Genomic DNA, 26,138 nt, shown 5'->3' on the forward strand with positions numbered 1-26,138 from the left:
CCGTGAAAAAAACGGTGAATACGGACACGAGGGGGCAACGCGGCGATGGCTGCAGCGACGGGCGAGCGCACAAGGCGGTCCACCCACCGAATGTCCGGCTCTTCCCGGCGGCAACGCAGCAACGGGCCTGACGGCGCAGCTCCCCACCGGCCGGCGGACGCACCTGCTGCGACCACCCTCCATTCGATCTCCAGGACCGGCCGCGTCGGGCCCGCGCTGCGGCAGATGGTGCTCGTCGAGGCGGCTCTGGCAGTCGCCGTGGTGGGGGCGGCGCTCGGCGGTGCGTGGATGATCCCCGCCGGCGTGATCGCCTGTCTCCTGATCCTTCTCGCGGTGGTACGCCGCCGGGGCCGGGCCGTACAGGACTGGCTGTCGACGGTGTCGTCCCTCCGCTACCGCAGGCGTACGGCCACGGCGCCCACCACCGAGACGGAGCCGCAGCTGGCTCCGGTGGCGGAGAACGTGCCGGGATTCGCGCCCTGTATCTATGTGGACGGCGCCCGCCGCACCGTGGGCATGGTCGGGGACGGCACGTTCCTGACCGCGGTCGTACGGGTCGAGGCGAGCGGTGAGTCGCTCCGTCAGGCGATGGGTGCCCGGGCGCTTCCGCTGTCCCTCCTGGGCGACGCACTCGCGGTGGACGACATCGTGCTGGAGTCCGCGCAGCTCGTGCAGCAGGTACGGCCCGCCCCGGCGCCGCATCTGCCGGAACGGTCGGTGGCCAGGCTCTCGTACGCCCCGCTCCAGGACCGGACCGGGGCACCCGCCCTGCGGATGACCTGGGTGGCGGTGAAGCTGGATCCGGAACTGTGCCGGGAGGCCGTGGAGGCCCGCGGTGGCGGGATCGGAGGCGCTCAGCGCTGTCTGGTCCGGGTCGCGGACCATGTGGCGAGCCGGATCACCGGCGCGGGGTTCCGGGCCTCGGTACTGGACCAGGAGGAGCTGAACTCCGCCGTGGCGACGTCCGCGTGCGCCAACCCCATCCTGTCGGCGCGCGCCGGACGCCCGGACGCCGCGCCTCAGCGGCGTACGGCGGAGACGGCGCGGGTCTGGCGCTGCGACGACCGCTGGCACACCACCTACGCGGTGGACCGCTGGCCCGAACTGGGCCGGGGAGCGACTCCGCTCCCACGGCTCGTCTCGCTGCTGACCTCGGTACCCGCGTACGCGACGACGTTCAGCCTGACGGTGCGCCGCGGCGCACACCAGGGCCACGTGTCCGTGCGCGGCCATGTACGGATCACCGGCGGCTCGGACACCGAACTGGTCGGCGTACGAAGGACATTGGAGCAAGCCGCACGGCACGCGGAGGTCGGCCTCGTACGGCTGGACCGTGAACAGCTGCCGGGCGTCCTGGCCACGCTCCCGCTGGGAGGCGCGCAGTGACGAAGCACATCGCTCCGAGGCGCGGGCTGCTGGGCCCGCGCCATGCCGGCCACACCCTGGCCGCGGACCACCTGGGCGCGCTGTCGCTGCCGGTGGGGGACGACGGCGTGATCATCGGCGACGACGCCGAAGGACGCCCGCAGATGATCGGGTTCCACCGGCCTACGCCGTACGACGTCCTGTTGATCGGGGGTCTGTGGACCGCGCAGGTGCTGGCAGTGCGTGCGGCGGGTACCGGTGCGCGAGTGGCGGTCGAGACGGGGCGTACCCAGGCGTGGACCACGCTGGCGCAGGCCGCGGGTGCCGGTCTCGAGTGCATCTCGCTCCATGACGTGGGCCGTGTCCCGCCGACCGGCGCGACCGTGGGCAGCCCCGTGGTGGTGGTGCGCGACTGCGGGATGCGTCCGCCCCGCGGCCGGGTGGTGTCCTCGCCGTGGCAGTCGGTGCTGACGCTCCTGCCCTATCTGAGCCCGGTGGCCCCCCGGTTGATGCGGGCGGCGACGCTCGTGGGCATTCAGCGGGTGTCGCCGGCCGAGGCCGAGCAGATCGGCCGGATCCTGGGACTCGCACGCGCCGAGAGCGAGGCCCTGCCCACGCTGGCGGACGGTGTCACCCTCTGGGTCGCGGGCCGTGAGCGCCACTGGGTGATGACCGCTGCGACGGATGTCGAGACGGGGCTGCTGGGCACCGCTCGCAGGATGGACTGAATCCTGTCTCGTTCGCCCACCGGATCCGCCGCTTTTCAGGATCATGGGCGGGGAACGACACAGTTCGACCGAAGGGACGGGCGCATGGGCACCCAGCAGGAAAAGGACGAGCTCTACGCTCTCGACATCTCGGATGTGGAGTGGCTGAGCGCACCCGGTACCGAAAAGGTGGAGGAGCGGGTCGAGATCGCCCATCTGCCCGGAGGCGCGGTCGCCATGCGCTCGTCGCTGGATCCGGAGACCGTGCTGCGGTACACGGCGGCGGAGTGGCGCGCGTTCGTGCTGGGCGCGCGGGACGGTGAATTCGACCTCAGGTAGGCGACCGTGCGGCGCGGGGGCGGCTGTCAGGGACGGCCGCCCCCGCGTCGTGTCCGGACGTATCCAGGTGCGACAAATGGCCCGATCCCTCATGTTCTGCCGTACGCGCTTCGCACGAGGGTCGTACGTGAGGTACCGGACAGTTGTCGCTGAGCGGTACGGCCTGCCGTAGTGCGCCCCATGGCGATTAGGGTGGGTGGGGGCGCGGCAGAGGAACCTGCGGGCAGGCACTGCGCGTCGCAAGGGGGAGAGCCGGGCGGACCGGACATCGGGAACGGTCGCCCCCACCCACCACGGCACAAGGGTGCTCGACCACACCAGGAGGCAACGTGAACGGCGATCGGGACGAAATCAGCGGGGGATGGAACACGCCCGTCGACGAGTCGTCCGACGCGGATCCCGCCGAGATGACGGGTGAGTTCACCATCGACTACACCCCGCCCGCCTGGTACACCCAGAACGCGCCGGGTGACTCGTCGGGAGGAGCGGGGTCGCACCTGGCGCCGCCTCCGCCTCCGCAGGGGGCGCCGCTCTCCGTGCCGGGGCTTCCGGCCTCCGGCGGTTTCGAGCCCGGCTGGCGGCCGGCAGCGCCGTCCGAAGCCGCGTCCGCCGCCTCGTCCGAGCCGCCCTCGCCTTCTTTCGCACCCGATCCTCCGGCATCGGCGTCGGCCACCCCCGCGTCAAGCTCCGAGGAACCGGACGCCATGAGCGGCTCGTTCGGTGGGGGCGACGTGGAGAGCGGGGCCACCATGCGGTTCTCACCGGCCGCGCTGAAGCAGGAGATCGCCGAACGCGAGGCCGCCAAGACGGAGGCGGTGGCAGAGCCCACGGCGTCCGTTTCCGGCGATTCCGCCGAGCCCACGCCTCCGGCCGCCCCGTCCGAGGCCGACGGCGCGGACCCGGCCGGTCCGGTGGACGAGAAGGGTCCGGAAGCGGTCGACGCGTCCGACGGTCCCGAGCCGGACGCGGCCCGGGAATCCGTACGGGCAGCCGACGGCGAGCCGGCGACGGACGACGAGCAGGCCGACGGGCCCGCACACTCCGTCCCCGACGCACCTCAGGACGAGGCGCCTCAGGGCACGCCTCCGGCCGGCACCCCGTCCGCCGGTACGTCGCCCGCCGACGCGCCCCAGGGTTCCGTGCCGCCGCACGCACCGGCCCCGTGGTCGCCCGCGCCGCCAGCGCAGGGTGCCCTTCCTCCGCTGCCGCCCGCCTTCCAGCCGGCCGCGCCGCAGCCGAACGCACCTCAGCCCGCGCAGCAGTGGCCCGCGCAGCCCGCTCCGGCAGCCGGAGCGCCGGGGGGCTACGGATTCCCGCAGGCACCGACGCCGCCGCCCGCGCAGCCGGCCCCGCCGGCACCCCAGCAGCCGGTCCAGCCCAACGCCCCGGCTCCGCAGGGGGGTTACGGGTTCCCGCAGGCGCCCCAGCAGGGCGGTTACGGGTTCCCACAGGCACCCCAGCAGGGCGGTTACGGGTTCCCGCCGGCGCCCCAGCAGCAGTTCCCCGCCCAGGGCGCCGCACCCCAACTTCCCCCGGGCGCACAGCCGCAGGGCGGTTACGGGTTCCCGGCTCCGGGGGCCGGCCAGCAGCCGCAGTTCCCCGCGCAGGTCCCTCAGCAGCCGGCCCAGGGCACGCCGAACCTGCCCGCTCCGCAGCAGCAGCAGCAGCAGCAGCCCGAGGCCTACCAGCCCCAGCCGCCCGCGCCCCAGGCCCCCCAGGCCCCGCCGGTCGACCCGCGCACCGGGGCTGCCTGGCCGACGCCGGTCACCCATGACCAGCGCGAGCGCTCCGTGCCGGGTGCCCCACTCGGGTACACGGCCGCCGTGGAGCTGTCGTCGGACCGGCTGGTCCGGGGCAAGCAGAAGGCCAAGAGCAGTCGTACCCCGTCCGCCGCCTCCCGCTTCAAGCTGGGCGGGAAGAAGGAGGAGGTCGAGCGGCAGCGCAAGCTGGACCTGATCCGCACACCGGTGCTGTCGTGCTACCGGATCGCGGTGATCAGCCTCAAGGGCGGCGTCGGCAAGACCACGACGACCACCGCGCTCGGCTCGACCCTGGCCACCGAGCGGCAGGACAAGATCCTCGCCATCGACGCCAACCCGGACGCCGGCACGCTCGGCCGACGGGTGCGCCGCGAGACCGGGGCGACCATCCGCGACCTGGTCCAGGCGATCCCGTACCTCAACTCGTACATGGACATCCGCCGCTTCACCTCGCAGGCGCCCTCCGGACTGGAGATCCTCGCCAACGACGTGGACCCCGCGGTCTCCACGGCCTTCAACGACGAGGACTACCGCCGGGCCATCGACGTCCTGGGCAAGCAGTACCCGATCATCCTCACCGACTCGGGCACCGGCCTGCTCTACAGCGCGATGCGCGGTGTGCTGGACCTCGCCGATCAGCTGATCATCATCTCGACGCCGTCCGTCGACGGCGCCTCCAGTGCGTCCACCACGCTGGACTGGCTGTCGGCGCACGGATACGCGGAACTGGTGCAGCGCTCCCTGACCGTCATCTCCGGGGTCCGCGAGACCGGGAAGATGATCAAGGTCGACGACATCGTGCAGCACTTCGAGACCCGCTGCCGCGGCGTGGTGGTCGTGCCGTTCGACGAGCACCTGTCGGCCGGCGCCGAGGTCGATCTCGACATGATGCGCCCGAAGACCCGCGAGGCCTACTTCAACCTCTCCGCACTCGTCGCGGAGGACTTCCAGCGGGCCCAGCAGCAGCAGGGGCTGTGGACGACGGACGGCAGCAACCCGCCGCCGCAGTTCGCCCCGCCCATGCCGGGAGGGCAGCAGACACCCGGTCAGCAGGTGCCCGGACAGCAGCCGTACGCACCCCAGCCCGGTCAGCCCTACCCGGGACAGCAGTACCCCGGGCAGCCGTACCCCGGGCAGCCGCAGCAGCCGTATCCGCCCCAGCAGCCGTACGGGGGACAACAGCCGTACGGCGGGCAGCAGCCGTACCCGGGACAGCAGCCTCCGCCCCAGCAGGCCGCCGCGCCGCAGCAGCCGTACCCCGCGCACCCCGGCCCGGGGGCGCAGAACAACGGCTGGCAGCAACAGCCGCCCTCCCCGGCACAGGCCGGCGCGGGTCAGGCCGGGCCGCCTCCGCCGCCCGCGCAGCACGATGGCCAGGCACATCAGCCCGGACAGCCCGAACGACTAGGCCCCGTTCCGCCGGCGGGCTGGCATCAGCACCCTCCGCAGCCGCCGCCGGCGCCTCAGCAGTAGGGCAGTAGAGGTCTAAACCAATGAGGGCTCGCACCGTACACACGGTGCGGGCCCTCATCGCATTCCCGCAGACCACACGCGGTTTGGCGGACCGTTGACGCGACTCGACCGCCGCTGATAAACCTTCGCTTCACCAGCTGGCGAACCAGAGATCTGCCCGCCTTCACCGTGCGAGTCATGACGCGAGGTCCACGTCCATGGTCACAAGAGTCCCTCCACGTTCCTCCCGCCCACGCGGCCGCCTGCGTATCCTTCTCGCCTCCGGCGCCGCCGCCCTGGCGCTGGCCGCCGGATCGGTCGTCCCCGGAAACCCGCTCGGTCCCGCCCCGCAGGAGGCGCAGGCTGCCGACGGCACATCGACGCTCACGGTCGCGGTCGCGCAGAGCGTCGACTCCCTGAGCCCGTTCCTCGCGCAGCGGCTGCTCTCCACGAGCATCAGCCGGCTGATGTACGACTTCCTCACCAACTACGACGCCAAGGACAACCACACGATCCCGGGTCTCGCCACCTCGTGGGAGCCCTCGGCCGACAAGCTGACGTGGACGTACACCATCCGGACCGACTCGAAGTGGTCGGACGGCGAGAAGGCCACCGCCGAGGACGCGGCGTGGACCTTCAACACGATGATGACCGACGAGGGCGCCGCCACCTCGAACGGCAGCTTCGTCTCCAACTTCAAGAAGGTGACCGCCCCCAGCCCGGACAAGCTGGTCATCGAACTGAAGCAGCCGCAGGCCACGATGACGGCGCTGGACGTGCCCATCGTGCCCAAGCACGTCTGGGAGAAGGTCGGTGACTTCTCCACGTTCAACAACAACACGAAGTTCCCGATCGTCGGGAACGGCCCGTTCATCCTGACGGACTACAAGGTCGACAGCTATGTGAAGCTGAAGGCCAACAAGGACTTCTGGCGGGGTGCTCCGAAGTTCGACGAGCTCGTCTTCCGGTACTACAAGGACCAGGACGCCGCCGTCGCCGCCCTCCGAAAGGGTGAAGTTTCCTTCGTCGCCGGCAGCCCGAGTCTGACCCCCGCACAGGCCGCGTCCCTGAAGGCCGCCGACAACATCAAGGTGAACGACGCCCCCGGCCGGCGCTTCTACGCGCTGGCCGCCAACCCGGGCGCGCAGACCAAGGACGGCAAGAAGTTCGGCGACGGCCACCCGGCGCTGCTGGACCAGAAGGTCCGCCAGGCGCTGTTCATGGCCGTGGACCGCACGGCCATCATCGACAAGGTCTTCCAGGGCTACGCCATAGAGGGCGAGGGCTACATCCCGCCCCGCTTCGACTCGTACTTCTGGAAGCCGTCGGCCGAGCAGAAGCTCTCCTACGATCCGGCGAAGGCCGGCGCCCTCCTCGACGAGGCGGGCTACAGGAAGAACAGCGCCGGCAAGCGGACCGGCAAGGACGGCAAGCCACTCGACTTCCGCATCCTGTGCCACGCAACGGACCCCAACGACAAGGCGATCGGCAAGTACCTCCAGGAGTGGTGGGGCGACCTCGGCGTCGGCCTGGACGTCGATTGCCGTGACAACGTCTCCGACCCCTGGTACGCCGGTGAGTACGACCTGGCCTTCGACGGCTGGTCCGTCAACCCGGACCCGGACTTCGTCATGTCGATCCACACCTGTGCCGCGCTCCCGGCCAAGGCGAAGGAGACGGCGGCGACCGACAACTTCATCTGCGACAAGCAGTACGACGAGCTCTACGCGAAGCAGCTGGCGGAATACGACCCCGCCAAACGGGCCGACCTCGTGAAGCAGATGGAGTCACGGCTGTACGACACGGGGTACATGAATGTCATGGCGTACCCGAATGCCGTCGAGGCCTACCGCACCGACCAGATCAAGTCCATCACCACCATGCCCTCGGACGCGGGCAACATCTACGGTCAGGACGGTTACTGGAGCTGGTGGTCGGCGGTCCCGGCCGCCGGTGCGCCGGGCGATTCGTCCGGCGACAGCGGCAGCTCCACCGGAGTCCTCATCGGTGTCGGGATCGCCGTAGTCGTCCTCGCCGGTGGCGGGCTGCTGTTCGCCATGCGTCGTCGTTCCACTGCGGAAGACCGTGAATAGTCCATGAGCACAGAAAGCACCCCCGCGCTCCTGAAGGACGCGGCGGGCGTGGACGCTGTGCAGACCGACGGCCCGGCTCCGGCCGGGCCGTCGGCCCGCAGTCCGCGCTCCCGCAGCACGACCGCGTACCTCCGCTATGCGGTGGGCAAGCTGGCCGGTGCGGCCGTCTCGCTGTTCGCCGTACTCGTCACCAGCTTCTTCCTGTTCCGTCTGATCCCCGGTGACCCGGTCAAGCAGATGACCGGCGGACGGCAGGTGTCGACCGAGCAGATCGCCGCGATGCGCAAGGAATTCGGCCTGGACCTGCCGCTGTGGCAGCAGTTCACCGCATACTGCGGCAAGGCCCTGACCGGGGACTTCGGTACGTCGTACCAGTTCCGCGCCCCCGTCATGGACAAGATCACCGAGGCGCTGCCGGCAACACTGCTGCTCACCGGTACCGCGTTCGTGATCTACACGGCGATCGGCGTCTGGCTGGGAGCCAGGTCCGCCTGGCGTAACGGGTCGGCAGGCGACCGCTTCCACACGGCCTTCGCGCTGACGCTGTACTCGGTGCCCTCGTTCTGGCTCGGTCTGCTCCTGATCATCACCCTGTCGGTCGGCATCGGGCCGATCCCCGGGCTCTTCCCGACCGGCGGCATGGAGTCCGGCAGCGCGAGCGGATTCGCCTACGTCCTCGACGTGGCCCACCACCTCGTGCTGCCGGTCATCACCCTCGTCGCCGTCGAGTACGCGCGCACCCTGCTGGTGATGCGCTCCTCGCTGCTCGACGAGATGGGCAGCGACTATCTGACGACGGCCCGGGCGAAGGGGCTGCGCGACGACCTCGTACGCCGCAGGCACGCCGTCCCGAACGCGATGCTGCCGACGGTGACCCTGCTCTTCGTCAACCTGGGCAACACGGTGGCGGGGGCGATCCTGGTGGAGACGGTGTTCTCGTGGCCCGGCCTGGGCGGACTGTTCTACCAGGCGCTGAGCGTGCCCGATCTGCCCCTGGTGCAGGCGCTGTTCTTCGTCTTCGCCGCCGCGGTGATCCTGATGAACACGCTCGCCGATGTGATCTATCCGCTCCTCGATCCCCGGGTGGGCCGATGACGACCACGACCGACGCCGCACCGGCCCTCAGCCCGCGTGCGCTGACCTGGACCCGCCGGCGCCTCGTGGCGGCCCGCTTCTGGCGGCAGTACCGCGGCCATCGGGCCGGCCTGGCCGGCCTCGCCGTGCTCGCGTTGATCGCCCTGGCCGCACTGGCCGCCCCGCTGCTGGTGGGTGCGGACTCGCAGAGCGTCACCGACGCGCCGGGCGGCCCTCTGGAGTCGCCGAGCGCGGAGTTCCCCCTCGGCACCGACCAGTTCGGCCGCAGCCTGCTCGCCCTCCTGGTGTGGGGGACGCGGGTCTCGCTGACCGTCGGCCTGCTCGCCGCCTTCCTCTCCGTTGCCATCGGGACCCTGGTGGGCATCACGGCCGGACACTTCAAGGGCTGGTACGGCAACATCGTCATGCGGATCACGGACTGGTTCCTGGTGATGCCGACGCTGGTGCTCGCCATCGCGCTGGCCACCGTGCTCTCTCGGTCCCTCTGGACGACCGTCCTCGCCATCGGTGTGACGACCTGGCCGACGACCGCGCGGCTGGTGCGCGCCCAGACGCTGTCCGTGGAGTCACGTCCGTACATCGAGCGTTCCAGGGCGCTCGGCGGCGGCCACAGGCACATCATGTCCCGCCATGTGCTGCCCAACGTGATGCCGCTGGTGCTCGCGCAGACCACGCTGGTGATCTCCACCGCCATCCTCACCGAGGCGACCCTCGCCTTCCTCGGGCTCGGCGATCCCACGATCGTCTCCTGGGGCGGGCTGCTCCAGGACGCCCGTGAGGCCGGAGCGGTCAGCTCCGGCAACTGGTGGTACCTCGCTCCGCCCGGACTCGCCATCGCGGTCGTCGCCCTCGCGTTCACCCTGTGCGGCCGTACCGTCGAGTCCGTGCTCAACCCCAAGCTGGGGGTGTCCCGTTGACCGCCGTGAAGACCGAGAGCGTTCCGAAGCCGGAGACCGGGCAGCCGTTGCTCGACGTCCGGAACCTGCATGTCACCTACGGTTCCGGGGCCTTCGCCGTCCCTGCCGTGCGGGGTGTCGACCTCCGGGTCGAGGCCGGCCAGAAGCTGGGCATCGCCGGGGAGTCCGGCTGCGGGAAGTCGACGCTGGCGCTCGCACTGCTGCGGCTGCTGCCCGCGTCCGCGACGCTGAGCGGCGAGATCCTGCTGGACGGCGAGGACATCCTCACCATGAAGTGGGGGCGGCTGCGCGCCGTGCGCTGGGCGGGGGCGTCGATCGTCTTCCAGGGAGCGATGCACTCCCTGAACGCTGTGCACCGCATCGGGGACCAGATCGCCGAACCCATCCTGCTGCACGGCAAGGGGACCCCGGCAGCCGCACGCGGGCGCGCCGGTGAACTGCTGGAGCAGGTGGGGCTTCCGGCCGCACGCGCGGACGCCTATCCGCACGAGCTGTCCGGCGGTCAGCGCCAGCGCGTGATGATCGCGATGGCACTGGCCTGCGACCCACGGCTGATCATCGCCGACGAACCCACCACGGCCCTGGACGTGATGATCCAGGCTCAGATCCTGCGGCTGATCGAACAGCTCGTCAGCGACCAGGACCTCGGCCTGATCATGATCAGCCACGACCTGGCGGTGCTCTCCGACACCTGCGACCGGCTGTCGGTGATGTACGCCGGCCGGGTCGTCGAGGAGGGCCCGGCCAAACAGGTGTACGAGAGCGCCAGGCACCCCTACGGCAGCGCCCTCTCGGCCGCCTTCCCGCGCATCGGCGACCTGGCGTCGCGACACGCGCCACGCGGCCTGCCGGGCGACCCGCCGGACCCGTCGGCCCTTCCTTCGGGCTGTACGTTCCATCCGCGCTGCCCGGCGGCGCTCGACTCCTGCGCGACCGAGGACCAGGCACTGCGGCCGGCCGGCCCGTCCCGGCGGGCGGCCTGCGTGCTGGTGGAGCCGGAGGCCACCGCGACGCCACGTCCGCTCGGCGGTACCGAGGAAGCAAGGAGCACCTCATGACGACCACTCCCCCGCCTCCCCTGCTCAGCGCCCAGGCGCTGAAGGTCGCGTTCCCCGGCCGGCGCGGGGCGGCGACCGCGCGGGCGGTCGACGGGGTCGACCTCGACATCCGGCCCGGCGAGATCGTCGCCCTGGTCGGCGAATCGGGCTGCGGCAAGACGACGCTGGCCCGGTCCCTGCTGGGCCTGGTGCCGCCCACGGCCGGCCGGGTCACCTTCGACGGCGAGCCCTTGGACTACGCGGGCCGGGCCCTCAAGGCGTACCGCAAGCGGGTGCAGCTGGTGCTCCAGGACCCCAGCGGTTCCCTCAACCCCCGCCACACGGTGTACGACGCGGTGGCGGAGGGTCTGCGCATCCACGGCTACGCGGGCGACGAGCGGGCGGCCGTGTCCGGTGCGCTGGCGCGGGCGGGGCTGCGGCCTCCGGAGCGGTTCTTCCTGCGTTACCCGCACGAGCTGTCCGGCGGCCAGCGCCAGCGCGTCGTGATCGCGGGCGCGCTGGTCCTGGAGCCGGAGCTCATCGTCGCGGACGAGCCGGTGGCCTCGCTGGACGCCTCCGTACGCGGCGAGATCCTGGCGCTGCTGCTGCGGCTGCGCGACGAGCTGGGCCTGTCGGCGCTGGTGGTGACGCATGACCTGGGGCTGGCGTGGAACATCGCGGACCGGGTGGCGGTGATGTATCTCGGCCGGATCGTGGAGACGGGTGCCGTCGAGCAGATCCTCACGGCCCCCCGGCACCCGTACACCCAGGCGCTGCTGTCCGTGCTGCCGGAGGCGGACGGCGAGCCGGTGATCCTGACGGGTGAGCCGCCGGACCCGTCGAAGGTCCCGTCCGGATGCCGCTTCCACGCCCGCTGCCAGGTCCTGGCATCGGGCGAGGCGGAGCGCGCGGGCGTCGCGGACGCGTGCCGCACGATGGATCTGCCGGTGCTGGAGGGCGGCGGGCGGACCCAGGTGGCCTGCCACTGGGCGGCGGGGCATGCGTGAGGGAAACGCGGAGGTACGGCTCAACGCCTCACTCGTCGGCCGGAGTTGATCGCGCACAGGGCTGTGGCTCTCCGGGGTGGTGGATCGTGCCCGTCAGCTCGGCCAGGGGGCGGCCCGTCCCGCCCCAGCGGTGCTGGATGATCTCCGCGGCGATGGACACCGCCGTCTCCTCCGGCGTACGGGCTCCCAGGTCGAGGCCGACCGGTGAGGCGAGGCGGGCCAGTCCCGCTTCGTCCACCCCGGCCTCCCGCAGCCGGGCGACACGGTCGGCGTGGGTGCGCCGGCTGCCCATCACACCGATGTACGCGGCAGGTGTGCGCAGCGCGGCGACGAGCAGCGGCACATCGAACTTCGGGTCGTGGGTCAGGACGCAGACGACGCTGCGCGCGTCGACCGGGGTCGATTCCAGATAGGTGTGCGGCCAGGCACAGACGACCTCGTCGGCCGTGGGGAAGCGCTCCCGGGTGGCGAAGGCCGGGCGGGCGTCGCAGACCGTCACCCGGTAGCCGAGGAAGGACCCGATCCTCGCGGTGGCCGCCGCGTGGTCGATGGCTCCGAAGACGAGCATGCGGGGCGCGGGGGCGTAGGTCTGGACGAAGACGACGACCTCCTGCATCCGGCGCTCGCCGTGCGCGCCGTACCGGGTGGTGCCGGTGGCTCCCTGGGCGAGCAGGCCGCGCGCGTCGTCGGTGACGGCCGCGTCGAGCCCTTCGTCGCCGAGCGAACCGCTGACCCGTCCGGCGAGGACCATCCGGCGGGCGCCCGGCGGAGCCGCCCCGGACACGACGGTGGCGAGAGCGACGGGTTCCCCGGCGGCCACGGTGTCGACGAGGTCCCGCAGTCCGTCCCGGTCGGCCGGTGCGACGTAGGGCTGCACCAGGACGTCGATGGTGCCGCCGCAGGTCAGCCCGGCGCCGAAGGCCTCGTCGTCGCTGATGCCGTACGTCCGCAGCTGCGGGCGGCCCGTGGTGAGCGTCTCGGTGGCGACCTCGTACACGTCGCTCTCCACACAGCCCCCGGAGACACTGCCCGCCACCGTGCCGGAGGCGGTCACCGCCATCGTGGCGCCGGGGGCCCGTGGCGCGCTGCCTCGCACCGCGACGACGGTGGCCAGGGCGAAGGGCGTACCGGCCGCATGCCAGTCGCGCAGTTCCGACAGCAGTTCACGCACGTGCGGACGTCCTCCCGGCTCGACGGCTCCTGCCCCCGACCATGCCCCGGCGTCGGCGTGCGCACCACAGGAGGAGGCGTCAGGCCCGCTCGTACGCCGCGATCAGCTCGCTGGACCTCTTCACATCGGCGGCCATCGCCACGAGCAGGTCGTCGATCGACTCGAACTTCAGCATGCCCCGTACATAAGCGAGGAAGTCCACCGCCACGTGCAGCCCGTACAGGTCGAGGCCGACGCGGTCGATCGCGTACGCCTCGACGGTCCGCTCCGTGCCGTCGAACTGCGGATTCGTACCCACGGAGATCGCGGCGGGCATCGCCTCGCCGTTCACCGTGAGCCAGCCGGCGTAGACGCCGTCGGCGGGAATCGCGGTGTGCGGCAGGGTCTCCACGTTCGCCGTGGGGAAGCCGAGCTCGCGGCCCCGCTGGGCGCCTCGCACCACGACGCCCTCGACGCGGTGCGGGCGGCCGAGGATCTCCGCCGCGCCCGCGACGTCGCCCTCGGCGATCAGGCGGCGGGTGAGTGTGGAGGAGAACGGCTCGCCACCGCCCGCCTCACCGCTCACGTAGAGGTCGATGACCTCCGTCGCGTAGTCGTACGTCGGACCGAGCTCGGCGAGGAACGTGACGTTGCCCGCCGCCCGGTGACCGAAACGGAAGTTGGGGCCTTCGATGACCAGCTTCGCGTGCAGCTTGTCGACGAGCACCTTCACGATGAAGTCGGCGGGCGAGAGCTGCGAGAACTCGGCGGTGAACGGAAGGATCAGCACCGCGTCCACCCCGAGCCCGGCCATGAGCTCGGCGCGCCGGTTGTGCGGTGCGAGCAGCGGCGGGTGTGTGCCGGGGCGGACGACCTCGCTGGGGTGCGGGTCGAACGTGACGACGACGGAGGACACACCGAGCTCACGCGCCCGCTCGACGGCCCGGCCGATGATCAGCTGGTGTCCACGGTGCACCCCGTCGTAGGACCCGATGGTGACGACGCTGCGTCCCCAGCCCTCAGGGATGTCCTCCAAGCCACGCCAGCAGTGCACTGTGACCGCTCCTCGCCCGAACCTGTGTACGTGTGTGTGTCCATTACGCAGGTCTAAGACTGCCATGCTCACGTCCCACGGCCTGCATCGGCATCGGGATCCCGGACCGTGAACCGTCCAGGGCCTCGACCGTGCGCCGGGCACCGGTGCCCACGACGGCGGCCCACTCCTGCGGGGCGTCCGCCAGCCACCGGGTGACGAGGGCCGCGAATGCGGGGACGTCCCGGGCGAGTTCCACGAGACCGCGGTCGAAGCGGGCCGCGCCCTCGGGAGTCCGTACGAGGAGCATCCCGGTGCGGTGCACCAGGGCCCGGGTGCGGGCTTCGGGGCGGCGGCCGGAACCTGCCGCGGCCGCCCGCAGCAGGGCGTCGAGGACCTCGGGGTCCCGGCCGGTGTCTTGTTCGAACTCCAGCAGGACCTCCAGGAGCTCGGCCCGCAGCGGCCTCGAAGCAGCGCTCCCCGGGGCGGCCAGTACCTGGGCCAGCGCGGCGCGTACGGACGGCGGCGCGGGACGGCCCCGCAGCAGCCCGGTCATCAGGGGCAGCAGCAGCGCCCGGGCGGCCGGGCTGTGCTCCAGCCTGAGGTCGACGTAGGCGGCGGCTTGCGGCCCGGCGTCCTCGCCGTGGCGGCTGCGGGTGTCGATGTAGTGGCGTACGAGACCCGGGGCGTGCAGCGCCAGGGCCGGGGTGTCCAGGGAGGCGAGCTCCCGCAGGACGTCGTCGGCGGCCTCGCCCGGCAGCGACAGGCGGACCTGCAGCGCGGCGAGTACCGGTTCGGGGTGCTCGGGGAGGAACTTCGTGAGCAGGGCCGCCGGCAGCCGGGGATCTCCCCCGGCGAAGACCCGCAGGGCCTGCGGCAGGTAACGGCCCCCTGTTCCCGGATCCCGCACGAGGACGGTGAGGGCCTGGGCGTGCAGGGCCGTGTCGTCCGTCCGGGCCAGCAGGGTGAGCGCCGCGCCGCGCAGGAGGGCGCGCTCGGAATCGGGAAGGGTACGGGCGGCTGCGAGCGTGGCGTGGACGGCTGCGGCAGCGCGCCGCGCGGGCCGCTCCTCGTCGCGCGCCCACCGGTCGACGGCCCGGCAGAGGGCGGCCGGCTCGTCCTCGGCGAGGGTGGCGAGCAGTTCGGCGGCGCGCGGGTGTTCGGTGTCGGCGAGCGCCTCGGTCAGGTCGTCGACGGCGAGGTCCCGGCCGGCGTACAGGAGGGCCTGCGCGGCGGAGGCCACGGTGAGCCGCATCGGCACGCCCTCCTCGGCGGGCAACGGGCTCTCGTCGGTGAACCAACGGCACAGCAGTGCCTGGACGGCCGTGGGGTGGGCGGCCAGGCGACGGGACACGGCGTCCAGATAGCGTTCGGCGCCGTCCGCGCGAGGTGCGCCGTCGGCGGGCAGGAGGCGGCGCAGCAGGTCGATACGGGCGTCCTCGGGCAACCGGATCCGGCGCCAGAACCACGGCCCGAATTCGGCGTAGGGGCCGAGCGCGGCCGGTCCGCCGCCGGACAGGGAACGCCGGGTGATCCGTCCGGCGAGCACCCGCAGCACCCCGAGGTAGGGCCGGGCGTCCGGCACCCTGAGCAGGCTCTCCCGGAGCAGTCGGGCCGCCCACCACGTCGCGTCGGTGAGCCGTTCCCGTGGACCGGGTACGGACGGCAGGCGGTCCATCGCCTCGATCAGGTCCGCCATCCGGTGGGCCAGCGCCGCGTGTCCCTGGCGCCGCTCCAGCAGGAGCATCGCCTGGAGCACCGGGCCGATGCGATGGCGCGGCACGGGAAGGTTCCGGGGTTCCGCCAGGTTCCGGGGTTCGGAAACGGGCTGCGGGTCGGGTACGGGCTCCGCGGACGCCCCCTCCGCGTGCCAGCGGTGGACCAGCGAGTGCAGTGCGGCGTCCAGGTCGAGGTGAGCGCCCTGCACCCGGTCGCCCAGCTCCTCGTGGGCGAAGCGGTATCCCGCGCCCGCCGGAACCAGCAGCCCTTCGGTGAGGACCGCCGAGGCCCACCCGGTGCGCCAGGGGAAGATCTCCTCGAACGCCGTCCTGTCCAGCTCGCCCTGTCCCGGCCCGAGGCAGCGCCTGGCCGCTTCGTGGACCTGGCCGGCGACCTTCGCCGCCAGTCCGCGGACCGCAGTGCCCCGGAGCCGGGGTTCGGCCTGAGCCCCGATCCGGACGGCGATACGGACGCAGGTGAGGTCCAGGTGCGCGGCGAAGACCTCCTCGGTGCCGGGTGTGCCGGGCACGTCGGGGGGCAGCGCGGCCCGCACCTCGGCGAGCAGGCGCAGGGTGAGGGGGTGCCGGTCGTGGCCCGGCGCGATCGTGCCGGGCGGGATGCCGTACCGCTCCCCGGCCCGCTCGGCTTGTTCCGCCGTGAGGTCGCCGAGCCGGACAGCCGGCGGCAGGCCTCCTGCGTGCCGCTCCGGACGGTGCAGGGTGCCGGGCGGATACAGCGCTCCGGCGGTCTCCCAGTGCTCGGGGCGGCAGGCGACCGCCATCCGCACCTCGTGGGCCAGGAGCCACTCGGCCGTCGCACCGGTCCACCCGGCGAGCCGGTGGGCCAGCAGGGGCGGCATCTCCTCCGGGCCGTCCACGACGACCAGGAGCGGGTTCCCGGACGCCGCGGCGAGGTGGGCCACCCTCTCGGGGGTGGCGGCCTCCATGTCGCCCCAGGCTCCCGCCGCGGTGACGATCCTCCCGGAGCGCTGGAGCGCCCGGGTCATCGCGTCGGCGACCGAGGCGTCCTCGGCCAGCAGATCCGCTCCGCGCAGCCAGAGCGTCAGGGCCGGCACGGGCCCGCGGGCCCGGCGGTCGGCCAGCGCGGCGAGCTCCGTGGTCCGGCCGGTCCCCGGGGCACCGACCAGACCGAGCACGGTCCCGGTCCCGGTTTCGAAGGCGGTGAACTCCGCGCTGATACGGGGGCGTTCGACGGCCTCCGTGCCGCAGGGCGGGCCGTCGCCATGGCCGAGCGAGGTGGCGGTCAGCTGGAGCGCACCCGCGAGGTTGAGGTCGCAGCCGTACCCGGGGACCGCGCCCGCGTTACGCCGGAGCACCTCGGCCAGCGGCCCCGGGACGTCCTGGGGGTTCAGCGGCACCGCGAGCCCGGCGGTCTCGCGCCCCGCGCTCAGCGCGGTCGAGAGGACGCCCAGGACGGCCCCGGTGCGCGGATCCGTCACGGGCCCGCCGACGGCGGCCCCGCCGGAGCGCAGCGCGTCGCGCCCGTCCGTGCCGAGCGCGAGCTCCAGCGCCTCGCTCACGGGGTGGTCGCGTCCGCCCTCGGAGTACGTCGCCGGAGTCGTGCCGAGCACCCGTGCCTCGCGCCAGCCGTGCGCGGCGATCCGCACATAGGTGCCCGTCCCGATCTGCTCGCGTACGGCGATGGGGAGTGGCTCCACCCCCAGGGTCTCCTGGCCTCCGGTGCGCAGCAGGGCGAGGCCCAGGGCGGGCAGCGCGGTGATGTCGTCGGGGCCGACGGGGCAGCTGCGGCCGCCGGCGGCCAGCAGTGTCAGGGGATCGGCGTGTGCGACGGCCTGATGGCTGGTGACGACCGTGCCGCGGTCGTCCGCGACGAATCCGGTCCCCCGCGGCCGGCCGGCCTGATCGCAGATTCTTACAAGTTTCGACCGGTCCCCGCTGCCCATGGACCGACGGTAGGTCCCAGGAGATCGACAGCGGAAACGCACGGGGCGAAAGCGCCCCCCTCGCACCCCCCGGTCACTCCGAGCGCCCGTCCATTGGGGTGAATCTGCGGGTTCGCGTGGACAGGGATGGTTGTGGGAGGGGGATCGTGGAGCGGGCGCTCGGGGTGACCGGGGGGAGGCGCCCGCTCCACGATGGGCCGGACCCATGGGGGAAGCCCGTCAGGCGAAGACGGCGAGGCTCTTGGCCTTGCCCTTCTGCTCCTCGACGAGCACCAGGAACGCCCCGTCAGGCCCGAAGACCCCGACCGGCCCCGGCGGATACGACGGCATGTCCACCCGTACGCCGTTGAGCAGCAGCTTGGCGCGCTTCTCGTCCACGTCCCAGCGCGGGAAGGCCGAGGCGGCCGCTTCTGCCACCGGCATCACGGTCAGCTCCTGCTGGTGCTGGTCGAGCGTGCGCGCCGCGTCGAGGCCATACGGACCGACGCGGGTGCGCCGCAGCGCGGTCAGGTGCCCGCCGACGCCGAGTCCGGCGCCGAGGTCGCGGGCCAGGGCGCGGATGTACGTACCCGAGGAGCAGACGACGGAGACGACCAGGTCGACGACCGGGGTGCCGTCCTCCGCTACCGCCTCCCGGACGTCGTAGACCCGGAAGGACGAGATGGTCACCGGGCGGGCCGGGATCTCGAACTCCTCGCCGCCGCGCACCCGGGCGTAGGACCGCTTGCCGTCGATCTTGATGGCGCTGACCTTGGACGGCACCTGCATGATCGGCCCGCTCAGGGCGGCCACCCCGGCGTCGACGCCCTCACGGGTCACCCCCGAGGCGTCGGTGGACGAGATGATCTCGCCCTCCGCGTCGTCGGTGACGGTGTCCTGGCCGAGCCGGATCGTACCGAGGTACTCCTTCTCGGTCAGGGCGAGGTGGCCGAGCAGCTTGGTCGCCCTCTCGACGCCGAGTACGAGGACGCCGGTCGCCATCGGGTCCAGCGTGCCGGCGTGGCCGACCCGCCGGGTGCGGGCGATGCCGCGCATCTTGGCCACGACGTCATGCGAAGTGAAGCCGGACGGCTTGTCGACGATGACAAGGCCGTCCGGCGTTTTGTTCTGCGTCATGCGGAAGGTGAGCCCTCGCCGTTCTCGTCCTCGTCCTCCGGCTTGCGGTACGGGTCCGCTTCGCCGGCGTACGTGGCGCCCGAGGACGCCTCGCGGACCTTGGCGTCCGAGGCACGTGCCCGGTCGAGCAGGTCCTCGATCGCCTTGGCGTTGTCCGGCAGGGCGTCCGCCACGAAGGCCAGGGTCGGGGTGAACTTCGTCCCCGCCGCGGCACCGACCGCCGAGCGCAGGATGCCCTTGGCGCTCTCCAGTCCGGCGGCCGCGCTGGCCCGCTCCTCGTCGTCGCCGTAGACCGTGTAGAAGACCGTGGCCTCCCGCAGATCGCCGGTGACACGGGTGTCCGTGATGGTCACGTGCGTGCCCAGACGCGGGTCCTTGATACCGCGCTGCAGTTTCTCGGCGACCACCACCTGGATGAGGTCCGCCAGCTTCTTCGCCCGCGCGTTGTCGGCCACTGGTCCGTCTCCTTAAGCCTTGCTCAATCGTCTTCGTCGCTGTGCAGCCGCCGTCGTACGGACAGCAGCTCCACTTCCGGCCGGCCCGCGATCATGCGTTCGCACCGGTCGAGTACGTCTGTGAGGTGTCCGGTGTCCCCGGAGACCACGGCAAGACCGATCTCGGCCCTGCGGTAGAGGTCCTGTTCGCCCGTCTCCGCGACGCTCACCGCGAACTTGCGGTGGAGTTCGGCGACGATCGGGCGGACGACGGCGCGTTTCTCCTTCAGCGACCGTACGTCGCCGAGGAGCAGATCGAAGGACAGAGTCCCCACATACATGTGTGTCCGGATGTCCCGCCGGTTCGGGGTCGCGCCCCGCCATCGCTTGGCAGGGACACCCAGAACCGTACACGGAACGGCCGGGGCCGATCGACGGAATTACGACCCGTCGACCGGCCCCGACCGTGGAGGAGAGCCCGGGGGTCGCCCCCCGGGAATCCCCGTTGATCAGCCTCGCGGCTTCTCGCGCATCTCGTACGTCGCGATGACGTCGTCGATCTTGATGTCGTTGAAGTTTCCGAGGTTGATACCGCCCTCGAAGCCTTCGCGGATCTCGGTGACGTCGTCCTTGAAGCGACGCAGACCGGAGATGTTGAGGCTCTCCGCGATGACCTTGCCATCGCGCAGCAGGCGCGCCTTGGTGTTGCGCTTGACCTCGCCGGAGCGGACCAGCACACCGGCGATGTTGCCCAGCTTGGACGAGCGGAAGATCTCACGGATCTCCGCCGTACCGAGCTCGACCTCTTCGTACTCCGGCTTGAGCATGCCCTTGAGGGCCGCTTCGATCTCTTCGATCGCCTGGTAGATGACCGAGTAGTACCGGACGTCCACACCCTCGCGCTCGGCCATCTGCTCGGCACGCCCTGCGGCGCGCACGTTGAAGCCGATCACGATGGCGTCGGAGCCGGTCGCCAGGTTGATGTCCGACTCGGTGACCGCACCCACACCGCGGTGCAGGACCCGGATGTCGACCTCTTCACCGACGTCGAGCTGGAGCAGCGAGGACTCGAGAGCCTCCACCGAACCGGACGCGTCGCCCTTGATGATGAGGTTGAGCTCCTGGACCAGACCGGCCTTGAGCGCCTCGTCCAGGTTCTCCAGGGAGAACCGGACGCCCTTGCGGGCGAAGTTGGCGTTGCGCTCGCGGGCGGCACGCTTCTCGGCGATCTGACGGGCCGTACGGTCCTCGTCGACGACCAGGAAGTTGTCGCCGGCACCCGGGACGTTGGTGAGACCCAGGACCAGGACGGGGGTCGAGGGACCCGCTTCCTGGACGTTGTTGCCGTTGTCGTCGAGCATCGCCCGGACACGGCCGTACGCGTCGCCGACGACCATCGTGTCACCGATGCGCAGCGTGCCTCGCTGGACGAGGACGGTCGAGACCGCACCGCGGCCGCGGTCGAGGTGGGACTCGATCGCAATACCCTGCGCGTCCTGCTCCGGGTTGGCCCGCAGGTCGAGCGAGGCGTCGGCGGTGAGGACGACGGCCTCCAGCAGTGCCTCGATGTTGAGGCCCTGCTTGGCGGAGATGTCGACGAACATCGTGTCGCCGCCGTACTCCTCGGCCACCAGACCGAACTCGGTGAGCTGACCGCGCACCTTGGTCGGGTCGGCACCCTCGACGTCGATCTTGTTGACCGCGACCACGATCGGCACCTCGGCCGCCTTGGCGTGGTTCAGCGCCTCGATCGTCTGGGGCATCACACCGTCGTTCGCCGCCACCACGAGGATCGCGATGTCGGTGGACTTCGCACCACGTGCACGCATGGCGGTGAACGCCTCGTGACCCGGGGTGTCGATGAAGGTGATCCGGCGGTCCTCGCCGTTGACCTCGGAGGAGACCTGGTACGCACCGATGTGCTGCGTGATCCCGCCGGCCTCGCCCGCAACGACGTTCGTCTTGCGGATCGCGTCCAGCAGTCGGGTCTTACCGTGGTCGACGTGACCCATGACGGTCACGACCGGCGGACGGGAGACCAGGGCCTCTTCGCCGCCCTCGTCCTCACCGAACTCGATGTCGAAGGACTCGAGCAGCTCGCGGTCCTCCTCCTCCGGGCTGACGATCTCGAGGACGTAGTTCATCTCGTCCGCGAGGAGCTTCAGCGTCTCGTCGGAGACGGACTGCGTGGCGGTGACCATCTCGCCGAGGTTCATCATCACGGCGACGAGCGACGCCGGGTTGGCGTTGATCTTCTCCGCGAAGTCGGTCAGGGACGCGCCGCGCGACAGCCGGACAGCCTGCCCGTTGCCGCGAGGCAGCATGACGCCGCCCACCGACGGGGCCTGCATGGCCTCGTACTCCTGGCGCCTCTGACGCTTCGACTTGCGGCCACGACGCGCGGGACCACCGGGACGGCCGAACGCACCCTGTGTGCCACCACGGGCACCCGGGCCGCCGGGACGTCCACCGAAGCCGGGACGACCGCCGAAGCCGCCGCCACCACCGGGACGGCCTGCGCCGCCACCGCCACCGGGACCACCGGGACGGCCGGCGAAGCCGCCACCGCCACCACCGGGACCGGCCGGACGGCCTGCGAAGCCGCCACCACCGGGACGACCGCCGCCGCCACCGGGACGACCGCCGCCACCGGCACCGGGACCACGGCCACCGCCGGGGCCACCGCCGGGACGCGGGCCCGCAGCGGGACGCTGCGGCATCATGCCGGGGTTCGGACGGTTACCCGCGGGGGCACCGCCCGGACGGGGAGCCTGCGGACGGGGCATGCCGCCCGGAGAGGGACGTGCGCCACCCTGACCCTGGGGGCGCGGGGCGCCACCGGGACCACCCTGCGGGCGCGGGGCGCCGGGGCGCTCCTGACCCTGACCGCCGCCGGGGCGGGGGGCACCGCCGGGACGGGGCGCCTGGGGGCGCGCCATGCCGGTGGAACCGCCGGAGGTGAAGGGGTTGTTGCCCGGACGGGGACCGGCCGGACGTGCGCCGCCGGGGCGCGCTGCGCCCTGGCCCGCGGGACGTGCGGGACGGTCTCCGCCGCGCTCGCCGCCACGGCCGCCGTCACGCTGGCCACCATCACGCTGACCACCGTCGCGGCCGCCGTCACGCTGACCGCCGGCCGGGGCCGGACGGGCGGGACGCGGGCCGGGGGTGGCGCCTGCGGGACGCGGGGCCTGCTGGGGTGCGGCCGGCTGCTGGGCCGGAGCCGGAGCCGAGAACTCCGCGGCGGGCACCGGGGTGACCGGGGCGGGCTTCGGCGCGGGCTTCGGGCCCGGACGGGGGCCCGCAGACGGCACCGCCGGCGCGGAGGGCGCCGCAGGGGTGCTGCTCGCCGGAGCCTCGGCAGCGGCCGGCTTGGGGGCCGGTGCGCCGGGCTTCGGAGCAGCAGGACGTGCCGCAGCGGCCGGGGAGGGCGCTGCGGGCTTCGAGGGGGCGGCCTTGCGGGGCGCGCCAGGCTTTGCAGCGGACTTGCCGGCGTTGCCACCGGGACCCTGCAGTGCGTCAGTCAACTTGCGTACGACCGGCGCCTCGATCGTCGAGGACGCCGAACGGACGAATTCACCGAGTTCTTGGAGCTTGGCCATGACGACCTTGCTCTCAACCCCGAACTCCTTGGCGAGTTCGTATACCCGGACCTTAGCCACTTCGCTCCTTTTAGGTCCGGGTTACCGCCGGACCGTCGCTACTTCATGGGCGTACTCATCGCGTACTCATCGAGTGCTCATCGCAATCTCGACCTACTTCCAACTCGCGAGGTACCTGACCGCACGGGGACCCGTGCCGTTCACTTTCTTACGGTGTCACCCGCTCGACGAACCGCTGCAGTGCCGCGGAATCGAACGGCCCCTTGGCCTTGAAGGCCCGGGGGAATGCCCGGCGGCGAACCGCCAGGTCGAGACAGACAGAGGCGGGGTGTACGTACGCACCCCGGCCGGGCAGCGTACCGCGTGAATCAGGGACAACTTCTCCCTCGTCCACCACGATGCGCAGCAGCTCGCTCTTGGCCGCCCGCTCCCGGCATCCCACACAGGTTCGCTCGGGGCAAGCGCGGGCGTGCGTCCGGCCAGACACGCTAAGTCTACCTCCCCGTACCGACCTCACCCCTTTGGGGCAAAAATCGAACGGATGTTGTCGTGATCTCAGCGCCGCTGCGCCTTGATCTATTCCTTCGAACCCCTCCGGACCGCCCTCGGGCGGTCCGGGAACAGGTCCGGGTCAGCCGCGCTCGGACCGCTCCCGAGCGCGCTCGGCGCGCTCGCGGTCGGCGACGTCGCGCTCGGCCTCGGTCTCGGTGTCCGGGCGGATGTCGATGCGCCAGCCGGTGAGCCGGGCGGCCAGGCGGGCGTTCTGGCCCTCCTTGCCGATCGCCAGCGACAGCTGGTAGTCGGGCACGGTCACCCGGGCGGAGCGCGTCCCGAGGTCCACCACCTCGACCTTGCTCACCCGTGCGGGCGACAGTGCGTTGGCGACCATCTCGGCCGGGTCGTCCGACCAGTCCACGATGTCGATCTTCTCGCCGTGCAGCTCGGCCATGACATTGCGCACACGGCTGCCCATCGGGCCGATGCAGGCGCCCTTCGGGTTGAGACCGGCCCGGGTGGAACGCACGGCGATCTTGGTGCGGTGGCCCGCCTCGCGGGCGATGGCCTCGATGACGACCGACCCGTCCGCGATCTCCGGAACCTCCAGGGCGAAGAGCTTCTTCACCAGGTTCGGGTGGGTGCGCGAGAGCGTCACGGAAGGACCGCGCACACCCTTGGCCACCCGTACGACGTACGTCCGCAGACGCAGGCCGTGGGTGTACTCCTCGCCCGGCACCTGCTCCTGCACGGGCAGGATCGCTTCCAGCTTGCCGATGTCGACCAGGACGTTCTTCGGGTCCTTGCCCTGCTGGACGAGGCCCGTGACGACGTCACCCTCGTGGCCCGCGTACTCACCGAACGTCCTGTCGTCCTCGGCGTCGCGCAGCCGCTGGAGGATGACCTGCTTGGCGGTGGTCGCGGCGATACGGCCGAAGCCGGACGGCGTGTCGTCGAACTCCTTGGGCTCCTGGCCCTCCTCGAGCTCGGCCGGGTCGTCCTTCGCCCACACCGTGACATGGCCGCCGGCGTCCAGCTCGACGCGCGCACGGCGGTGGCTTCCGTCGGTGCGGTGGTACGCGATGAGGAGGGCCGACTCGATCGCCCCGACGAGCACGTCGAAGGGGATCTCCTTGTCCTGCGCCAAGCCCTTCAGAAGCTTTACATCGATGTCCACGGCTACGCCTCCTCTTCCTTCTTGTCCTTGCGGTTGAATTCGATCTCCACGCGCGCCTTGGCGATCTCGTCGAAGGCGACACGGCGCGACGTGGGCTTGCGGCCCTTGACGCCCGGCACTTCCAGATCGAGTCCTTCGTCGTCCACCGCGAGGATGCGGGCCACCAGCTCGCCGCCCTCGCTCAGGGTGAGCCTGGCCAGCCGGCCGGTGGCGCGTACGTAGTGGCGGTGCTCGGTCAACGGGCGGTCGGCGCCCGGAGAGCTCACTTCGAGGACGTACTCGCCCTCACCCATGGCGTCGGTCTCGTCCAGCGTCTCGGAGATGCCGCGGCTGAGTTCCGCGCAGGTGTCGAGCTCCACGCCGTCCTCGGAGTCCACGATGACCCTCAGCACCCGGCGGCGGCCCGCACGGGACACCTCGATCTCCTCGAGGTCGAGGTCCTTGGCGCTGACGAGCGGCTCCAGCAGTTCGCGCAGCCTGTCGCTCTGGGTGGTGCTCATCCGGGTGACTCCTCGGCCGCGTGTGCTGTTGTGGGGATCGTCGCGTGTCAGGTCAAAGGGTATCCGGTCCGCAGGGGTGTTGCCGTCCGCCTCCCGCCCGGCCGCAGGTACGCTCACCATCGGTGATCACTTCAGGTCAGAAACAGTCAGAAACCATGCTGAAGGAGACAAGTGCGCCGCACCGGGATGACGCGCAGGGGCGCGCTCACCGCTACGGGAGCATTCGCCCTGGGTGCCGTGCTGACAGGCTGCGGGGGCGGGCCGGGGGCACGAACGGCCCCCGGGGACACGGAAGCCCGGGCCGCCTCGCTCCGGGCGGGAACGGCGCTGCGGGCGGCAGCCGCCCGTGACAGTGCCTCGCTGCTCTCCCGCTACGAACAGCTCGCGGCCACCCACCCGGTGACGGAAGCCGGACTCGCGCCGATGGGGGCCGCCGTGCGGGAACACCTGACGGCCCTGGGCGGACCGGCGAAGGCCGCGGGCGGCCCATCCACCCCGCCGGCCGCCGCCACCGACGCGCGAGCGGCTCTGAAGGAACTGGCCGCCGAGGAGCGCCGGGTGGCCGACGTCCGCGCCACGGCCCTGCTGACCGCCGAACCGGAACTGGCCAGGCTGCTGGCCTCGATCGCCGCGGCCGGTGCGGCCCACGCCTATCTGCTGACCGAACTGGCCAAGGAGACCCCGGCATGACACACGCGGCCGGAACGGACGGCACGGGCGACACACAGGGGACGGTGCGGGCCGCGCAGGCCGCACTCGCCGCGGAGCACGCCGCGGTGTACGGGTACGGGGCGCTGGGCGGCCGGCTGGAGGGCGACCGCCGCGGTGACGCGACAGCCGCCGGCGACGCCCACCGCTCCCGGCGCGACGCGCTCGTACGGACGGTGCGCGACCTGGGCGGTACACCGGTGGCGGCGCGCGCCGCGTACGCGCTGCCCTTCGCCGTGCGCGACCCCTCGAGTGCGATGCGGCTCGCCGCCGTGCTGGAGGACCGGGTCGCGGGCGTGTACTCCGATCTCGTACGGGCTGCCCGGGGGCCGCTGCGGCAGGATGCCGCGGGCGCCCTCCGGGAGGCCGCGGTGCGTGCGGTGCGCTGGCGTGGCACCGGCGTAGCCTTTCCCGGGCTCATCGAGAAGGCCGCCCCGCAGGACAACACGGCGGAGGCAGGCGCCACGGGCGTCACGCGCTGAGCCACCGAGCACGCTCTGAAAGGGAACAA

21 protein-coding genes are annotated in these 26,138 nt (G+C 72.1%); 11 read left to right on the forward strand and 10 right to left on the reverse strand.

The window, feature by feature from the left end:
* The first annotated feature begins 45 nt into the window (after positions 1–45).
* The 9 genes from eccE to ACFYQ5_RS33170 all read left to right on the forward strand — a co-directional run bounded on the left by eccE (position 46) and on the right by ACFYQ5_RS33170 (position 11,772).
* The gene (eccE, locus tag ACFYQ5_RS33130; protein ID WP_389203007.1) at positions 46–1,386 is read left to right on the forward strand and encodes a type VII secretion protein EccE; all 1,341 of its coding nucleotides are present in this window, start codon (positions 46–48) and stop codon (positions 1,384–1,386) included.
* On the forward strand, positions 1,383–2,093 hold the full coding sequence (locus tag ACFYQ5_RS33135) for a hypothetical protein (protein ID WP_389203008.1): 711 nt from the start codon (positions 1,383–1,385) through the stop codon (positions 2,091–2,093). Before eccE ends, ACFYQ5_RS33135 begins: the two co-directional genes overlap by 4 nt.
* A gap of 84 nt (positions 2,094–2,177) precedes the next feature.
* A complete protein-coding gene (locus tag ACFYQ5_RS33140; protein WP_389203010.1) occupies positions 2,178–2,411 on the forward strand; it encodes a DUF397 domain-containing protein in 234 nt (77 codons plus the stop codon).
* Between the two features lie 329 nt (positions 2,412–2,740).
* Positions 2,741–5,644: an SCO5717 family growth-regulating ATPase gene (locus ACFYQ5_RS33145; protein WP_389203011.1), complete on the forward strand. Its 2,904-nt coding sequence runs from the start codon at positions 2,741–2,743 to the stop codon at positions 5,642–5,644.
* Positions 5,645–5,841: 197 nt separating this feature from the next.
* Positions 5,842–7,716 carry an ABC transporter substrate-binding protein gene (locus tag ACFYQ5_RS33150; RefSeq protein WP_389203012.1) on the forward strand — a complete coding sequence of 625 codons (1,875 nt, stop codon included), beginning with the start codon at positions 5,842–5,844 and terminating at the stop codon, positions 7,714–7,716.
* A 3-nt stretch (positions 7,717–7,719) separates the two neighbouring features.
* A complete protein-coding gene (locus tag ACFYQ5_RS33155) occupies positions 7,720–8,811 on the forward strand; it encodes an ABC transporter permease (RefSeq protein WP_389203013.1) in 1,092 nt (363 codons plus the stop codon).
* On the forward strand, positions 8,808–9,728 hold the full coding sequence (locus ACFYQ5_RS33160; RefSeq protein WP_389203014.1) for an ABC transporter permease: 921 nt from the start codon (positions 8,808–8,810) through the stop codon (positions 9,726–9,728). Before ACFYQ5_RS33155 ends, ACFYQ5_RS33160 begins: the two co-directional genes overlap by 4 nt.
* Positions 9,725–10,786 carry an ABC transporter ATP-binding protein gene (locus ACFYQ5_RS33165; RefSeq protein WP_389203016.1) on the forward strand — a complete coding sequence of 354 codons (1,062 nt, stop codon included), beginning with the start codon at positions 9,725–9,727 and terminating at the stop codon, positions 10,784–10,786. Before ACFYQ5_RS33160 ends, ACFYQ5_RS33165 begins: the two co-directional genes overlap by 4 nt.
* Complete coding sequence (locus ACFYQ5_RS33170; protein WP_389203018.1) at positions 10,783–11,772, forward strand: oligopeptide/dipeptide ABC transporter ATP-binding protein; 990 nt, start codon at positions 10,783–10,785, stop codon at positions 11,770–11,772. Before ACFYQ5_RS33165 ends, ACFYQ5_RS33170 begins: the two co-directional genes overlap by 4 nt.
* 28 nt (positions 11,773–11,800) lie before the next feature.
* Here ACFYQ5_RS33170 and ACFYQ5_RS33175 read toward each other — a convergent pair whose 3' ends face one another.
* The 10 genes from ACFYQ5_RS33175 to rimP form a co-directional block, all read right to left on the reverse strand.
* Positions 11,801–12,943 carry an XdhC family protein gene (locus ACFYQ5_RS33175; RefSeq protein WP_389203020.1) on the reverse strand — a complete coding sequence of 381 codons (1,143 nt, stop codon included), beginning with the start codon at positions 12,941–12,943 and terminating at the stop codon, positions 11,801–11,803.
* Between the two features lie 79 nt (positions 12,944–13,022).
* Positions 13,023–13,976, reverse strand: coding sequence for a bifunctional riboflavin kinase/FAD synthetase (locus ACFYQ5_RS33180; RefSeq protein ID WP_389203022.1), 954 nt, complete (start codon positions 13,974–13,976; stop codon positions 13,023–13,025).
* A gap of 43 nt (positions 13,977–14,019) precedes the next feature.
* Positions 14,020–17,598, reverse strand: a complete 3,579-nt coding sequence (locus ACFYQ5_RS33185) for a trypsin-like peptidase domain-containing protein (protein WP_389203023.1) — start codon at positions 17,596–17,598, stop codon at positions 14,020–14,022.
* 219 nt (positions 17,599–17,817) lie between these two features.
* Positions 17,818–18,714, reverse strand: coding sequence for a tRNA pseudouridine(55) synthase TruB (gene truB / locus ACFYQ5_RS33190; RefSeq protein WP_389203024.1), 897 nt, complete (start codon positions 18,712–18,714; stop codon positions 17,818–17,820).
* The gene (rbfA, locus tag ACFYQ5_RS33195) at positions 18,711–19,169 is read right to left on the reverse strand and encodes a 30S ribosome-binding factor RbfA (protein WP_389203026.1); all 459 of its coding nucleotides are present in this window, start codon (positions 19,167–19,169) and stop codon (positions 18,711–18,713) included. Before rbfA ends, truB begins: the two co-directional genes overlap by 4 nt.
* A 23-nt stretch (positions 19,170–19,192) precedes the next feature.
* Entirely contained in the window at positions 19,193–19,489 is a 297-nt protein-coding gene (locus ACFYQ5_RS33200) for a DUF503 domain-containing protein (protein ID WP_389203027.1), read from the reverse strand.
* Positions 19,490–19,657: 168 nt separating this feature from the next.
* Entirely contained in the window at positions 19,658–22,807 is a 3,150-nt protein-coding gene (gene infB / locus ACFYQ5_RS33205) for a translation initiation factor IF-2 (protein ID WP_389203029.1), read from the reverse strand.
* A gap of 148 nt (positions 22,808–22,955) precedes the next feature.
* A complete protein-coding gene (locus tag ACFYQ5_RS33210) occupies positions 22,956–23,234 on the reverse strand; it encodes a YlxR family protein (RefSeq protein WP_389203030.1) in 279 nt (92 codons plus the stop codon).
* Between the two features lie 144 nt (positions 23,235–23,378).
* On the reverse strand, positions 23,379–24,419 hold the full coding sequence (gene nusA, locus ACFYQ5_RS33215; RefSeq protein ID WP_351276299.1) for a transcription termination factor NusA: 1,041 nt from the start codon (positions 24,417–24,419) through the stop codon (positions 23,379–23,381).
* A gap of 2 nt (positions 24,420–24,421) precedes the next feature.
* Positions 24,422–24,919, reverse strand: coding sequence for a ribosome maturation factor RimP (rimP, locus tag ACFYQ5_RS33220; RefSeq protein WP_389203032.1), 498 nt, complete (start codon positions 24,917–24,919; stop codon positions 24,422–24,424).
* A gap of 171 nt (positions 24,920–25,090) precedes the next feature.
* Between rimP and ACFYQ5_RS33225 the strand changes: the two genes are divergently transcribed.
* Both ACFYQ5_RS33225 and ACFYQ5_RS33230 read left to right on the forward strand, forming a co-directional pair.
* Positions 25,091–25,609, forward strand: coding sequence for a hypothetical protein (locus ACFYQ5_RS33225; RefSeq protein WP_389203034.1), 519 nt, complete (start codon positions 25,091–25,093; stop codon positions 25,607–25,609).
* On the forward strand, positions 25,606–26,109 hold the full coding sequence (locus ACFYQ5_RS33230) for a ferritin-like domain-containing protein (RefSeq protein WP_389203036.1): 504 nt from the start codon (positions 25,606–25,608) through the stop codon (positions 26,107–26,109). Before ACFYQ5_RS33225 ends, ACFYQ5_RS33230 begins: the two co-directional genes overlap by 4 nt.
* The last annotated feature ends 29 nt before the right edge of the window (positions 26,110–26,138 follow it).

Source organism: Streptomyces sp. NPDC005794, from assembly GCF_042871445.1.
In the GTDB taxonomy this organism is placed as follows: Bacteria; Actinomycetota; Actinomycetes; order Streptomycetales; family Streptomycetaceae; genus Streptomyces.